Genomic DNA, 14,703 nt, shown 5'->3' with positions numbered 1-14,703 from the left:
CCTCGGTTAGCAATAATTTTAAGTTCTTTTTCTTGCTAAGAGAGTAGTCTTTTTAGCTTCTAGAAGGATAATGGGCAAAGCCCAAACCTCGTGTATGATTATTGACATTTTACCTTTTAGATGATATTATTTAATTAGTAAATGATAATTATTTTCATTTAGGAGGTGTTAGGATGAGCTTATACGATTTAAAATATGGTGAAAAAGGAATCATAAAAAACATAGTAGGCGATGAAAAATTGTCAAAACGATTATTCGCTCTCGGATTTATAGAAGGCACAGAAGTAAAATTAAAGACCTCAGCTCCTTTAGGAGATCCTATTATAATTCACATTAGAGATTTCAATATTGCACTTAGAAAAAAAAGATGCAAAAAATATATTTTTAAAGGAGGCTTAAAATGATAACTGCAGCACTTATGGGTAATCCAAAACGTTGGGAAAACCACTTTATTTAATGCCCTAACTGGTTCTGATCAATATGTAGGTAACTGGGCAGGCGTAACTGTAGAAAAAAAAGAAGGATTTTTAAATAGCTCTATTGAAATAGTGGATTTACCCGGTATATATGCCATGGATACTTATTCCAATGAAGAAAAAGTTTCAAAGAACTTCTTACTAAATGAAAATGTTGACGTAATTATTAATATAGTTGATGCATCTAATTTAGATAGAAATCTATACCTTACAATGCAGCTCAAAGAATTTAGAAAGCCAATAATACTCGTTTTAAATATGATAGATGTAGCAAAGAAAAAAGGATTTATTATAGATTATGCTAAGCTTTCACGTGAATTAAACGTAAAAATTGTACCTATCGTAGCTGCAAAAAATAAAAACATAGGCGAAATTGAAAAAATTTTATTGAACCAAAGTTTTATGGCTTCAAGTTATGATAATGAATGTAACTTTCAGTCAGAAAAAGAAACCTATGCATATATTGAATCAGTCTTAAATAAATGTATAACTAAATCGAATAAATTTATAATTTCCTATACAGAAATAATTGATAAAATATTTTTAAATAAATTTCTTGCCTACCCTGCATTTTTTATAATTATATGGTTAATTTTCAAATTTACATTTTCGTGGGTTGGCGGACCACTTCAAGATTTAGCTGATACGCTTTTAAACAACTTACTTATCCCAAAATTGCATTTATTATTTTCATCTACAAGCCCGTGGTTCAGTTCACTTTTAATAGATGGAATAGTTGGGGGTGTTGGCTCGGTTATTGTCTTTCTGCCTATAATTTTGGCATTATTCTTTTGTATATCAATTTTGGAAGACAGTGGCTATATGGCTAGAGCTGCTCTACTTATGGACATAATAATGAGAAAAATGGGACTGTCAGGCAAAGCCTTTATCCCAATGGTAATGGGCTTTGGCTGTGGAGTACCTGCAATAATGTCTGCAAGAACACTGGAAAGTGAAAAAGATAGAAAATTAGCCGCACTACTTATTCCATTTATGTCTTGTAATGCTAAACTTCCTGTTTATGCTTTACTTACTGCAGCTTTGTTTCCGAAACATCAAGGATTAGTCATAGGCTCATTATATTTATTGGGAATTATAGTTGCTTTTATCGTAGGAAAATCCTTTAAAAACACATTATTTAAAAAAGGTGAAGAGCCATTAATAATAGAGCTTCCTGATTACAAATTTCCAGAACCAAAGAATTTACTTTTTCATACTTGGGAAAAGGGCAAAGGCTTTCTTAAGAAGGCAGGAACTATAATATTTTCTGTTTCAGTTATAATTTGGGTTTTATCCCACTTTGGCATCAACGGCTTTGTAGATATAAAATACAGCTTTTTAGCTGAAATTGGACATGTTCTTGTAGCATTCTTTGCACCACTTGGATTTGGCACATGGCAAAATTCAGTTGCCCTTTTAAGTGGACTTGCAGCTAAGGAAGTAGTTGTAAGTACTATGGGGGTCTTATATGGATCACATTTACCAAGCATACTTCCAACAATTTTTACCCCAGTTACTGCATACTCATTTTTAGTATTTACCCTTTTATATCCACCATGCATATCTGCACTTGGTACAATGAAAAAAGAATACGGCTTTAAAATGATGGCATTTATGATAGTCTATCAAGTTTGTGTAGCATGGATAGCTTCATTTATAGTATACAATATAGGGATTTCAATATTTTAGATTAATCGAGGTGATTTTAATGATATTAGAATTAATAATAACAGCTTTAATAATTTTCACTGCTTTATTCATATTCATAAAAAATATAAAAAAGAGTTCACATGGTTCATGTAACTGCAGTTCATGTCCATCAAAGACAAAATCTTGTTGCAATAAAAATTCATAGAATTTTATTTATAAAAAATGAGGCTGTTGCATTTTAGTTCAACAGTCTCATTTTTTTATATCAATTTTTATATAGACATTCATATAATTTATTATAAGTACTTTTAGGAGATATACAATGTTAAGACAAAACAAATACTTAAGATTTGAAGCTGTATCTTATGCTTTAACTTATGCCTTAAATCCAAATCCAAAATATAGATATTTCCAATTAATAGATGATAACGGCGGCGATTGTACTAATTTTATATCTCAATGTCTTTTTGCTGGCGGAGCCAAAATGAGCTATGGAAGTAGTTGGAATTGGTGGTATAACAATAAAAATACAAACAATGTCATGGACGATACTTGGTCTATATCATGGGCAGTAGCTCATTCACTATACTATTATTTAAGAAATAATGAAGAAACTAATTCTCCTTATATTAAAGGATTAGAAGTTTCAAATGCAAATAATCTTGAATTAGGTGATTTAATTTTTTATGAGGGTAACAACAAAAAAAATATTTCATTCTACAATAGTAACTTCTATTTTTAACGGAGTTCCTTTAGTCTCTCAGCATACACCTGAAGCTATAAATATTTATTATAAAAACTCTTGGAAAGCAGTAAAATATCATTATATAAAGATTATTATCTAAACAACTATTTTTCATTTGTAGATAATATTAAAATAGTACTTAAAACGCTTATCATCCCAACAAACTCAACAATGCTAAATTTTGTATTAAGCCAAAAAATTGACAATATAACTGCTGACAATGGTTCCATGCAACTTAATATACCGGTTTCACTTGGTTTTATGTATGTAACGCTCTCAAAGTAAAAATAGAACGGTATGAGTGTTCCAAATAAAACTACAAATATAATTGCTAACATAGAATAAGTTGATATACTGCCGTGAATTTTGAATGGAGAAGCTACAAAGCTAAATAATATTCCTCCAATTAGCATACCAAAGCCAACTATAGTATTAGAGCCAAATTTAATTAAAATCCTTCTTGGATATATCGTATAAAAAGCTGCTGTAAAAGCCGCTATTATTCCCCAAAACAATGCATGACTAGAAATAGCTAATTTATGTATATTTCCATTAGTAGCAAGCAAAAATGTCCCCATCAATGCTAAAATTACAGCTAAAATTTCTTTTATATGTGGAATCCTTTTATATTTAATAATTGAATGTAAAATAATAAATACAAGGCTTAAATATTGTAAAATAGTTGATGTAGGGGCATTTGAGTACTTTATTGTCGTAAAATATGAATATTGAACCCCAAGCATTCCTATAATTGAAAATATAACAAGACTAAGTAAATCATATTTGCTTTTACAAAGTTTAAATATGTTTTTATCTTTCTTAATAACCGCTATTCCAATAAGTCCTATACCAGAAAATAATAATCTTATATCAACAAGCCAATCAGCACTTATATTTGCATTGTGAAATAAATACTGTGCGAAGGTGCCTGAAACTCCCCAAAGTGTTGCAGCAAAAATTACAAATACAATTCCTTTTGTCCTATTTTCAAGTGGTATTTTAACTTTAATATCCATTATTTAACTCCTTACACTTGCTTTTTCTAGTTATAACAATATGATTTTTCCACTTTCCACTTTTAAATCTTATAACATATAAAATACCTCGTACTGTCCAATCTATATACATTCCAAGAAAAATTCCAATAAGTCCAATTTTCAAGGTTATAGCAAGCAAATATCCAAGAGTTATTCTAAATAGCCACATTCCAATTATAGATGTTACCATAGTATACCTTGCATCTCCTGCTCCCTTAAGCCCAGCTGGTAAAACAAAAGAAATAGACCAAACAACTATTGCAAATGCATTTACTATAAGTATTTTTGATGATAAATTTACAATATCCATATTACTTGTAAATAACAATGCCAAATGCTTTGAAAACACAATTGATGCAGCACCAACTATTGCAAGAAGAACCGTCGATAATTTGGTTATGTATGAAAGACATTTGGTTGCACCCTCTTCGTCTCCTCTTCCCATGTATTGTCCTACCATTGCAGTAGCCGCAGTGGAAAGAGAATTTCCTGGTATATTTATAAAATTAGCTATAGAGTTAGTTATAGTATTTGAAGCCATAGCTATAGTGCCCATATCCACTATAAATACTTGCATTATTAATTTCCCACCATTAAATAGTATTGATTCAACACTTGCAGGTACACCTATACCAAATATAGGCCTTAATAATTCTTTATTTAATTTAAATTCCCTCAATTTTTTAAGTCGTACAATTCTTGAACCTCTAAGTAAAATTGTTATTATTACAATCGCTCCAATGGTTCTTGCTGTGGCTATGCCAAGTGCTGCACCCAAAACACCCATTCCATGAATTAAAACCTTACCTCCAATTTTAATTCCATTTATAAATGTCCAGGTAAATATAACATTTAAAATATTCATGACTATAGATATCTTCATAGGAGTTTTAGTATCACCAGCTCCTCTTAATATTCCATTTGAAACCAAATCTACAGTTATGAGTGGATATGTTATAAGTGTTATTCCTAAATAACTGAGTCCATCATTTATAACTTCTTTTTCTGCTGATCCAAATAACAATGCTATAATTGGCCTTCTAAATAAAGCCATAATTATTGTTATCAAAAGTGCTATACCTATACTAGAGTAAAGTGCCTGTTTTGTGGCTTCATTTGCCTTCTTTATGTTGCCTTGTCCAATGTATTGTGCAACAACAACCGTTCCTCCCACTGCTAAAGCTGAAAAGAAGGCTATAAATATGTTGTTAATTGAATCTATCATTCCTATAGCAGACACTGCTTCTTTTCCTATATGCCCAGCCATCATTGTATTAATCATACCCATTAATGTTACAAATAATTGTTCCATCAAAATAGGCAACGTCAAATTAATGACGTCTTTTCTAAGTTTAATCATATGTTAATCGCCTGCCTAAATCATTTATATAATAAAAGTTTATTTTTCTAAAAGCTTATATAGTACCTGTGTGCCATAATCCTCTTTATTATCTTCTACAAGTTTATCATATAATGATTTAGCTAATTTTTAACCCTGGGGTTTCAAAGCCCATATTTTCTGCTTCTGATAAAGCAGTGCTCATATCTTTAACAAAATGTTTTACATAAAAGCCAGGTGCAAAATCTCCTTTTATCATTCTTGGTGCTAAATTACTTAGTGACCAACTTCCTGCCGCACCAGTTTTTATTGTATTTAAAACTTTTTCCTCATCAAGTCCAGCTTTTTGTATAGTCATTTGCTTCCTCTCCTTCTATTAGAAATATAGCTATATAATCGTATGGGAAACAAATATGAAATTAACTTCATTTTTGTTTCCCCATATATTATAAATTGTATTCAAAGTTCATTTTCTTAATTATACATCACTTGCTTTTTTTTCTCAATAGAATGAAACTCTAAAATATAAGGAAGCTTTGTTTTAAATAAATGTAAAAGAAAACACCTATTTAAAACAAAGCATTATAAATATATATCTGAAAGTTGAATTTTAACTTCTTCATTATCCATATCCATTAACTTCTCCTTATCATTGTCATAACATGAATCTTCATCTACAATCTTAGCCGGCAATTCTACTAAGAATTTACTTCCAACTCCAACTTTACTTTTAACAGTGATCCTCCCTCCATGCATTTCTACAAAGGATTTTACTAAGGACAAACCTATGCCACTTCCCTCAACATTTCTTCTAACAGAACCATCCACTTGGATAAACACATCAAATATTTTTTTAACATATCTTCTGGGATACCTGTACCATTATCCTTTACAGATATAGTTAAAAATTTTTCTCCATCATGAATACTAACTTTTATGCTTCCACCTAAATCAGTGAACTTAATGGCATTAGACAGCAAATTAAGCATTATTCTTTCAATTTTTTCAAAATCATATGCAATAATTTTTTCTTCCACATCTGTATCAAAAACGACTTTAATACCTTTTAGCTTTGCATATTCTACAACAGACATCGTAATATCTTCGATAGTACTTACTATATTCCCATTTTTTTATCAAGGCTATAAAATCCAAGCCCTATTTTATTAATATCTATGTAATTATTAATAAGTCTTATAAGTCTATAGCAATTCTGTTTCATTACTTTAGAATACTTAAAAAACGAATCCTTCATATTTACTTTTTCATCACAAATATACGTATTTTCAAGCAGTTGAATGGCGCTATAAATTATGTTTATTGGTGTTTTTAATTCATGGGAAATTGTTGAGAATAGCCTCGTTTTAAGTGCATTGTATTCATTTGCTTGTTTCAAAAGAGCATCTTTTTCTGCAATTTCTCTTTTGAGTCTTTTTGACATTTGCTTCAATTGTAATTCTTCATATCCAATTTTAGATATAAAATTTGCAATCATAAATAGCAAATTAACTGCTGATTTAATACTTTTATCATCAATCACCTTAATTTCCTCTGCAGCTTTTAAAAATCCTTTTTCATCTATATTTAATTCTTTAGCCTTTTGCATTAGGTTTGGCTTTTCTATTTTATGATTTAAAATCTGTCCACCTAAAATCGTACATATTTGTTTTCCATTGATTAATACTGGAGCTGCAAAATCTATAAGGCCTGCGTGACATGTGTATATATAAGGTTTCCCCATTTTTACTGCTGTTACTCCCCCACACTTATGAGAAATAGCACATTCATTGTCTCCTTTCTCTGTTGAGTGAATAAAATTCTCACAAAAATTAGTGTAGCAGCTTGGTTTTGTTACAGGTCTTCCATTTCTATCTACTGTAATACTTGCCATATTTGTACTTGCGGCAAAACTATCCTGAAACCTTTGAAGTAAATTAATATCCACTATATCCCCAATTTCAATAGAATCAATATCGATATTTTGCTGAATATTTTTCATAATATTTCTCTCCAATCCCCTTATTCCTAAAAATCTTAAAATTTGTAATTTATATATGCCCTTTTAATTATTCTTCATAATATTTAAAAATTCCTGTAATAGCTAAAAAATTAATTTATAATTGGTATCGAAAATAAAAAAAGTTCTATAAAACTATTTTCATAGTCTTACAGAACTTTAAATTCAGTTTCTTATTTTCTTTTCATATGAATTATACATTGTAAGCGCCACTATCGAAAAAAATACTGGTCCTATTATCATCCATATAGTTGATTTCACATCAGGTTTAACTTCAAGTATCGGTTGTATTATTGTAAATAAATTGGCAAAAAATATTGTACAAGTCACTATAATTCCTGCAGCTATACCACTTTTATAGTTTTTATATATTTCAAATGGTTTCTCTATTTCTTTCTTCTTTTTAAAGCTTATAAATGCTATTGAAAGAAACATATATGGTAAGGTCATTGCAACATTAGTCATAAGTACTATGTATGAAAAAAACTTAGATACTCCCTCACCACCAAATGAGATGACCATAATAAATATAGCTATTATTATACACTGTATTTTCATAGCATTTCTAGGCATTCCATCTTCATCAATTTTGCTAATAAATTTAGGCCATAGCTTTTCTGGAGTTCCCTCAATCAATTGCTTTAAAGGTGAATAAATAAGTGTAAAGTAAGATCCCAAATAAGCTAAAAACATTGACAATCCTACTAGTCTTGCAAAAAACACTCCTATAGAAACAGAGGTTGCTTGTCCAAGTCCAAAACTGATACCAATAGCATATCCTAAGTTTTGCATTATTATATAAGTTATGTTTGCCAAATTAATGCCATGAGTACTATTTAGATTATTCCACTTTAAGAATGTTCCACACATAAATATACCCACAGAATATCCAACTGCAATAATTACGGCTGATATAATCATTCCTCTTGGAAAAGTTTTCTCTGGATTTTCAGTTTGATCAACTAATCCTCCAACTGCTTCTATTCCTCCATATGCAAATATTGCAAAAACTAAAAATGATAGTAAATTTATCATTGAATTATTAGAACTATTTGGAGAATCGATAAATGTTCTTATAGATGTAATTGGTTCTGCAAGTTTTCCCCCATGTATAGCAAAAATTACAATTCCGCCTACAAGTAATACAACATTTAGAAGAGCAACTGCTGTCCCTCCTACAGAAGTTATCTTACTTATTTTTTGCAATCCTTTTGACGCAATAAAAGTTACTGTGATTACAAATAAAATTGCAAGTATTCCTATCACTTGAGTAGATTTTAATCCTAAAAGGAGATTATTTTCCGTAATATCCTTGCCAAATATTAAATTTGAAAATGGAATCCATATTTCCGTTGCTACACTTACCATCCAAATTACATATGCAGAATACCACATAAAAGTTCCTATAAAAGCAAATTTTCCTCCTACTGATTTTTCCATCCACGAATATATTCCGCCCTTTTCTTTCTTAAACGCAGATCCATATTCGGCTATCATAAAAGCATATGGTATAAAAAAAGTAAGTGCTGATAATATATACCATGGTATGGCAGCATACCCCATTTTATAAAAAGCTTTAGATATATTGTTAAATCCAAATACTGATGTAAATACCATAAGTACTAAGGGTACTAGCTTTAATTTTTTTCTCTTTCCATGTCTATATCGCTCCTGTCATAATAAATTGTGTGCAAATAATTATTATATATAAAAGTTTGTATTTTTATCAACAGCTGCAATTATCACTTTTTTATTACGTCTCATGTCTTTTTTTGAAACTTTCACAATTATAGCAGGCTTACGATTAAACAATGTTATCAATTTATGGAAGTTAACTAAAAATTTTTGACTTTAATTCAGTTTTCTAGATAAAAGTTTTATTTTTTTACCATTAATTTCAACTAAAAATCTTTTTTATCTATTATTAAAACTTTATCCAGTATACCACCCCTCACAATACTATAATATCAAATTTAAATAAGCAAAAATGCAGGCTAAAACCTGCATTCTTATCAATGTCCTCTTTTTCTATCCTTTTTCTTCTGCTGCTTTAGTTGAAACCTTAATTTTTCAGCTTGTTCTCTATTTATCTTAGCTGCTACTTTTCTCTGTTTCTTACTATTTTCCATCTCCAGTTTTAATGCATTTTGCGATTTAGTTCCTATACCATGATTTTGGATCTGCTCTTTTATCTTTCTTTGAAGCTTTTTAGGATTTATTTTTTTCCTTGTAACATTAACTTCTTTAACAGGAGAACTAAATCTAATTGAATTGTAATGTTTTAATATAAATTCATATACCTCTCCATCTTTTGGCTCTTTGCCAAAATACTACTCTGGCCACTTCTAGACTATCGCCAAAAGTCTTTTCAAATACACCCACCCAAAATGGATCTTCGTAAAATACATTTAAAGTAATATTCATTTTTATTCCCTCGCTTAAATTTAATTTCAAGAGAACGGACAACCTCGAGGGTAGGTTACTGACATGCATTATGCGTTTGGACTACCAACCAAACCGTGTTTTTATCTCTTAATCATATTATAACATTAATTATTTAACTTTCACAATTTAAAAATATTGCGAAGTAACAGTATCTTGGAATATTAAATAAAATTAATAAATCTAAGTGGTTATTTAAAAAAAGTGGTTGCTTTGAGTTCTAGAAGGATAAAATCATCATTAACTTTTTTACTGAAGGTAAAAAAGTTCACCTTTTAGCGAGCAGAGCAAGTTAAAACCCTTCACCCTTAGCTTTTTTCGCCTTCTTTTTAGGCGAAAAAAATTATTTATTACTTCGCAATCTTTATATTTAGTGTATCAATCCCATTAGTTATATATATTAAAGAATTGAAGTAAGAAGGTAGTATAATTGAGTAATATAATTAAATCATCGAGACTTGATGAAGTGTACGGGGAATATTACAGTGAAGAGAGTTCAAAAGCTCTGGCTGTAATATTTCCAGGATTAAAATATGGTCATGATAAACCGCTTCTTCACTATGCCAGAAAAGCGGCACAAATAAGTGGAAAAGACGTGCTTTGTCTTAATTATGAAAAAAGCTTGATTGGGATGATATAGCAAGCCGATTATAGATGTAGTATCTGATGCATGCTTAAGTATTTTAGATAAGTGTATGAAAAAAGGATACAAAAGTATTTATTTTTTAAGCAAGAGCATAGGAACAGAAGTTGCTGGTAATGTAGCTGAGAAATTTAAATATGGCAATGTAAAGTTTCTGTACCTAACTCCAACGTATTTTGCTGTAAAATATATTTGTAAATCAAAATGCTTTGCAATTGCTGGAACTAATGATAATATATTTAAGGATGAATACATAGAAAAGGTTAAAAGAAGTGATAATGTAAGGTTAATGCTTATAGAGGGTGGAAATCATTCTCTTGAACTTTCAAACGATTTGATTGGAAGCATTGATATATTAAAAAAAGTTGTTAAAGTTTATATTGATTTCTTTGAGGAGGAGTAAAATGGAAAAGTATAAAGAAGAATTTATTGAATTTATGGTTGAAAGTAATGTGCTTACTTTTGGAGATTTTATTACGAAAAGCGGAAGGAAAACTCCATTTTTTATAAACACAGGAAACTATACAACAGGAAAGCAGTTAAGCAAACTTGGCGAATATTATGCAAAGGCTATTCATGACAACTTTGGAGATGATTTTGATATACTATTTGGACCAGCATATAAGGGAATTCCATTAAGTGTTACAGCAGCTATAGCACTTAATAATTTATATAATATTAATGCATCTTACTGCTCCAACAGAAAAGAAATTAAAGACCATGGAGATAAAGGAATACTTCTTGGATCAAAGATTAAAGACAATGATAGAGTTGTAATTATTGAAGATGTTACAACAGCAGGAACTTCTGTATATGAAACTATGCCACTTTTAAAAACGCAAGCTGATGTAAGTGTAAAAGGACTTATAATATCTGTTGATAGAATGGAAAGAGGAAAGGGAGAAAAATCTGCCTTAACTGAGCTTAACGAAAAATTCGGTTTCAAGACATGTTCCATAGTTACAATGGAAGAGGTTGTAAAATATCTTTATGATAAAACGATAAATGGCAAGGTTTTAATTGACAGCGAAATGAAAAAGAGAATAGATGACTATTATAAAGAGTACGGAGTAGTAAGTGAATTTTAATAGTTGAAACAGTTTATCTATAGTAGTGAATGATGCTAAATAAAAGCCATAAGTCTAAAGGAACTCAGGAGTAAATACTAACGAGTTTCTAAGATTTGTTGGCTTTTATTTAAATTGTAATATTTGCTGAAATGAATTTAATTTTAACAAGGTATTGAAATTGTTTACAATATATCTTATAATATAAATTGAAAATACAAATAATTGTATATTAAGGATGTTAAGATATGATTAAAACAGGATTAATGCAAAAAATGGAATAATAGCAATGAAACTAGCACAGGAGTTTTTATCAAAAGAATGTGGTGAAAGAATAGATACAATATCAAATTATTCTGAAAAGTTTGATATTGCAAGAGGAACTGTTCAAAATGCAGTAAGGTTCTTACAGGATGAAAGGGCAATTTCACTTGAAGCAAGGGGGCATATGGGAACTTTTATAGTTAAAATTAATTATGAAAAACTTTTAGAGGTTTCTGGAATAGGTTCAATTGTAGGGGTAATGCCACTACCTTATTCAAAATTGTATGAAGGGATAGCAACGGGATTTTATAATACCATGGAGAAAAGCAAAATACCATTTAATTTAGCATATATGAGAGGAGCAGCTAATAGAATAGAATCTTTATCAAAAGGGAGGTATGATTTTGCTTTGATTTCTAAACTTGCCGCTGAAAACTTAATGGAAACTGAAAATTTGGAGATCATTATGGATTTTGGTGAATTTAGTTATGTTAGTGAACATGCTATAATTTTTCATGACTTTTCAAAAAGAAATATAGAAAATGGAATGAGAATAGGAGTAGATAATAGTTCCATTGACCACAAAATTCTTACTCAAAGACAATGCAGTGGTAAAAAAGTTATTATGGTTGAATTGCCATATAATCAAGTTATATCAAAAGTTATGAATGGGGAAATTGATGCAGCTATTTGGAATATAGATGAAATTATAGACAGAAAAATTAATCTTAAGTACTATCCAATGAGTTCAAAAAATGATAATAAGGATACAAATGCAGTAGTAGTTGTGGAAAGTTCCAAGAATAATATAAAAGCAATATTAAAGAGATATTTGAGAAAAAGTGAGATTTTAGATATGCAAAAAAAAATTGTGAAAGGGGAAATGGTTCCAAGATACTAATTTTTTTAAAATCAATATACAAAATAATGTATATTAAAATTTGAAGGGGGAATATTAAGGTGAATTTAGAGGAAAGAATAGAAATATTAAAAAATGCAAATCAAATTGATGATAATGTTCAAACTAGCTTGCGTAATATCATCAATATGTTTTGGAATGATTTTAATATTAAACTTACTGAAGAAAACGCTTCTATGCTTATAACTCATCTTGCGGTTGCTTTACAAAGAATTAAACAAGGAAAGTGTGAAGCTGGCATTAATGAAGATGCATATAAGGAAATTGAACAAAATGAGTTTTATGGTAAAAGTGTTAATGCTTTAAGTAAAATAGCTGAAATATGTAACATTGATATACCTCACAGCGAACAGACATTTATAATAATGCATTTATGTACATTATTTCAAAATAATTTATGGGAGCGTGCTTAAAATGATTAGGATAGTAGTTGGAGGTCAAATAGACAAGGAAAGAGTCTCAAGCATTATAAAAAATTGTGGAGGGGAAAAGGTAGATGTAAAAGTAATGTCAGACCTTGAAGCAGCTATGGAAGTAAAGACAAATAAAGCAGATTATTATTTTGGAGCGTGCAATACAGGTGGAGGCGGTGCACTAGCAATGGCTATAGCAATTCTTGGATATAACAATTGTGCAACCATATCCATGCCTGGAAATGTAAGGCGTAATGAAGAAATAGAAGGTGAGATTGATAAAGGCAAAAAGGCATTTGGTTTTACTCCACAACATGCAGAGCAGGTAATACCTGTGGTTTTAAATAAATTATTAAAATAAAAAGGGGGATTTATTATGAAATACTTAATTGTAGCCTTAATTGGAGCATTGGCATCAATTCTTGCAAATAAAGGGGTAGCAGTATTTAATGATGGACTAAGACCTATAATTCCAGAATATCTTGAAAAAAGAATGGATAAGAAGGCATTAGCTGCTACCAGTTTTGCTTTGAGTTTTGGACTTGTAATTGGTTATGGAATTCCAGTGTCAATTGCAGCATCTATTCTTTTAATACACAGCATTCTTTTAGGAACTGATATTATTGGAACATGGTCACCTGAGGGCAAAAAGGGAATAATAATTTCAGGAATTGTTGGTGCCGTATATGGCATTGGTCTTGTAGCTGGACTTAATTTTATAGTTGATGCTTTTAAAATGCTTCCAGTTAACTTCTTACCACAACTTGGAAGTGTTGGGACGCCTATTGTAGCGGCATTTGCAGTTTTTCCAGCATTGGTGGTTGGATACCAATATGGAGTTAAGCATGGCATAATTACACTTGTTATATCTTTCATTGTAAGACAGTTAGTTCAATATCATGGAACATTTAAAGTTGACACAGCAAAAGTATCACTAAATCCAGAAGGAATGGCACTTGTTACAGGAGTTATTATTATGCTCATATATTCAATGAGAGAAAAACAAGATAAAAACGCTGCAACTATTGATCTTACTTCTATATTCTCTGAAAGAGTAAAGAAAATAAAAAAGAATATTGTTTATTTGGTTATAATTGGAGGTTTGATAGCAGCTGGTACAAGCTTAACGGTAATTGCAGGAGATCCTATTTCTTTAAATTTATTGGCTAAAGGTAAAAATTTTGAAGCTGCAATCACTGCCCTAGCGAGAGGAATTGGTTTTATACCATTAGTTGCAACTACTGCTATTACAACAGGTGTATATTCACCTACAGGTATGACCTTTGTATTTATAATAGGTATTTTACTTAAAGGTAATCCTATAGTTGCATTTTTAGCAGGGGCAGCTGTAATTTTTGTGGAAATTTATTTATTAGATTTTCTTGCAAAATTCTTGGATAAATTCCCTGGAATGAAAAAGTGTGGTGATAATATAAGAACTGCAATGTCAAAGGTTATTGAAGTATCACTTCTAATAGGAGGAATGATGGCGGCTTATGGTATGGCTGGAAATCTTGGTTTCTTCATAGTTATTGGCTTATACGTTTTGAATAAAACTTCTAAAAAACCAATTGTGGACGCAGCCGTAGGACCTGTAGGAGCAATTTTTGTTGGCGTATTAATAAATGTATTATACTTGTTTGGTTTATATTTACCAGTGGTTTCCAAATAGAAGAAGGTTAAAGACAACA

11 protein-coding genes and 7 pseudogenes are annotated in these 14,703 nt (G+C 30.2%); 11 read left to right on the top strand and 7 right to left on the bottom strand.

Going from position 1 to position 14,703, the window contains the following annotated elements; all coding sequences use genetic code 11:
* Window positions 1–173: 173 nt before the first annotated feature.
* From AGR56_RS16295 to AGR56_RS16285, 4 genes and pseudogenes are all read left to right on the top strand, one after another.
* Window positions 174–399: pseudogene (locus tag AGR56_RS16295) on the top strand (ferrous iron transport protein A).
* 1 nt (window position 400) lies between these two features.
* A pseudogene (gene feoB, locus AGR56_RS16290) lies at window positions 401–2,165 on the top strand (ferrous iron transport protein B).
* 19 nt (window positions 2,166–2,184) lie between these two features.
* Window positions 2,185–2,331 (top strand): FeoB-associated Cys-rich membrane protein, encoded by a 147-nt coding sequence (locus AGR56_RS19765; protein WP_084757090.1) that lies wholly within the window; start codon window positions 2,185–2,187, stop codon window positions 2,329–2,331.
* Window positions 2,332–2,448: 117 nt separating this feature from the next.
* A pseudogene (locus AGR56_RS16285) lies at window positions 2,449–2,971 on the top strand (amidase domain-containing protein).
* Window positions 2,972–2,975: 4 nt separating this feature from the next.
* Here AGR56_RS16285 and AGR56_RS16280 read toward each other — a convergent pair.
* The 7 genes and pseudogenes from AGR56_RS16280 to AGR56_RS16255 form a co-directional block, all read right to left on the bottom strand.
* Window positions 2,976–3,887 carry a DMT family transporter gene (locus tag AGR56_RS16280; protein ID WP_053243096.1) on the bottom strand — a complete coding sequence of 304 codons (912 nt, stop codon included), beginning with the start codon at window positions 3,885–3,887 and terminating at the stop codon, window positions 2,976–2,978.
* Window positions 3,877–5,268, bottom strand: a complete 1,392-nt coding sequence (locus AGR56_RS16275; RefSeq protein WP_053243095.1) for an MATE family efflux transporter — start codon at window positions 5,266–5,268, stop codon at window positions 3,877–3,879. Before AGR56_RS16275 ends, AGR56_RS16280 begins: the two co-directional genes overlap by 11 nt.
* 39 nt (window positions 5,269–5,307) lie before the next feature.
* A pseudogene (locus AGR56_RS16270) lies at window positions 5,308–5,596 on the bottom strand (NAD-binding protein); the annotation flags it as partial.
* A gap of 233 nt (window positions 5,597–5,829) precedes the next feature.
* Window positions 5,830–6,236, bottom strand: a pseudogene (locus tag AGR56_RS22255) (ATP-binding protein).
* A 128-nt stretch (window positions 6,237–6,364) separates the two neighbouring features.
* A complete protein-coding gene (locus AGR56_RS22250; RefSeq protein WP_242851505.1) occupies window positions 6,365–7,246 on the bottom strand; it encodes a PocR ligand-binding domain-containing protein in 882 nt (293 codons plus the stop codon).
* A gap of 183 nt (window positions 7,247–7,429) precedes the next feature.
* A pseudogene (gene yjeM, locus AGR56_RS16260) lies at window positions 7,430–8,911 on the bottom strand (glutamate/gamma-aminobutyrate family transporter YjeM); the annotation flags it as partial.
* A 365-nt stretch (window positions 8,912–9,276) separates the two neighbouring features.
* Window positions 9,277–9,688 (bottom strand): annotated as a pseudogene (locus tag AGR56_RS16255) (YjdF family protein).
* A gap of 448 nt (window positions 9,689–10,136) precedes the next feature.
* Between AGR56_RS16255 and AGR56_RS16250 the strand changes: the two are divergent.
* The 7 genes from AGR56_RS16250 to AGR56_RS16220 all read left to right on the top strand — a co-directional run bounded on the left by AGR56_RS16250 (window position 10,137) and on the right by AGR56_RS16220 (window position 14,684).
* Window positions 10,137–10,346 (top strand): hypothetical protein, encoded by a 210-nt coding sequence (locus AGR56_RS16250; protein ID WP_053243092.1) that lies wholly within the window; start codon window positions 10,137–10,139, stop codon window positions 10,344–10,346.
* A gap of 55 nt (window positions 10,347–10,401) precedes the next feature.
* On the top strand, window positions 10,402–10,752 hold the full coding sequence (locus AGR56_RS16245) for an alpha/beta hydrolase (RefSeq protein ID WP_053243091.1): 351 nt from the start codon (window positions 10,402–10,404) through the stop codon (window positions 10,750–10,752).
* 1 nt (window position 10,753) lies between these two features.
* Window positions 10,754–11,437 carry an orotate phosphoribosyltransferase gene (pyrE, locus tag AGR56_RS16240; protein WP_053243090.1) on the top strand — a complete coding sequence of 228 codons (684 nt, stop codon included), beginning with the start codon at window positions 10,754–10,756 and terminating at the stop codon, window positions 11,435–11,437.
* Between the two features lie 241 nt (window positions 11,438–11,678).
* Window positions 11,679–12,581 (top strand): GntR family transcriptional regulator YhfZ, encoded by a 903-nt coding sequence (yhfZ, locus tag AGR56_RS16235; protein WP_278279714.1) that lies wholly within the window; start codon window positions 11,679–11,681, stop codon window positions 12,579–12,581.
* A 59-nt stretch (window positions 12,582–12,640) separates the two neighbouring features.
* On the top strand, window positions 12,641–13,012 hold the full coding sequence (locus AGR56_RS16230) for a PRD domain-containing protein (RefSeq protein ID WP_053243088.1): 372 nt from the start codon (window positions 12,641–12,643) through the stop codon (window positions 13,010–13,012).
* A gap of 1 nt (window position 13,013) precedes the next feature.
* Window positions 13,014–13,373, top strand: a complete 360-nt coding sequence (locus tag AGR56_RS16225; RefSeq protein ID WP_053243087.1) for a DUF2620 domain-containing protein — start codon at window positions 13,014–13,016, stop codon at window positions 13,371–13,373.
* A gap of 15 nt (window positions 13,374–13,388) precedes the next feature.
* Window positions 13,389–14,684, top strand: a complete 1,296-nt coding sequence (locus AGR56_RS16220; RefSeq protein ID WP_053243086.1) for a YhfT family protein — start codon at window positions 13,389–13,391, stop codon at window positions 14,682–14,684.
* Window positions 14,685–14,703: the final 19 nt, after the last annotated feature.

The organism is Clostridium sp. DMHC 10, from assembly GCF_001270375.1.
In the GTDB taxonomy this organism is placed as follows: domain Bacteria; phylum Bacillota; class Clostridia; order Clostridiales; family Clostridiaceae; genus Clostridium_S; species Clostridium_S guangxiense.
The sequence above is the reverse complement of the archived record's forward strand: the minus strand, read 5'-3'. Positions and strand labels throughout refer to the sequence as shown.

What these genes read in the sequence shown, in the direction of transcription:
- AGR56_RS16275 (WP_053243095.1), bottom strand. Translation starts at nt 5,268, where the DNA reads ATGATTAAACTTAGAAAAGACGTCATTAATTTGACGTTGCCTATTTTG.
- AGR56_RS16245 (WP_053243091.1), top strand. Translation starts at nt 10,402, where the DNA reads ATGAAAAAAGGATACAAAAGTATTTATTTTTTAAGCAAGAGCATAGGA.
- AGR56_RS19765 (WP_084757090.1), top strand. Translation starts at nt 2,185, where the DNA reads ATGATATTAGAATTAATAATAACAGCTTTAATAATTTTCACTGCTTTA.
- AGR56_RS16220 (WP_053243086.1), top strand. Translation starts at nt 13,389, where the DNA reads ATGAAATACTTAATTGTAGCCTTAATTGGAGCATTGGCATCAATTCTT.
- AGR56_RS22250 (WP_242851505.1), bottom strand. Translation starts at nt 7,246, where the DNA reads ATGAAAAATATTCAGCAAAATATCGATATTGATTCTATTGAAATTGGG.
- AGR56_RS16280 (WP_053243096.1), bottom strand. Translation starts at nt 3,887, where the DNA reads ATGGATATTAAAGTTAAAATACCACTTGAAAATAGGACAAAAGGAATT.
- pyrE (WP_053243090.1), top strand. Translation starts at nt 10,754, where the DNA reads ATGGAAAAGTATAAAGAAGAATTTATTGAATTTATGGTTGAAAGTAAT.
- AGR56_RS16225 (WP_053243087.1), top strand. Translation starts at nt 13,014, where the DNA reads ATGATTAGGATAGTAGTTGGAGGTCAAATAGACAAGGAAAGAGTCTCA.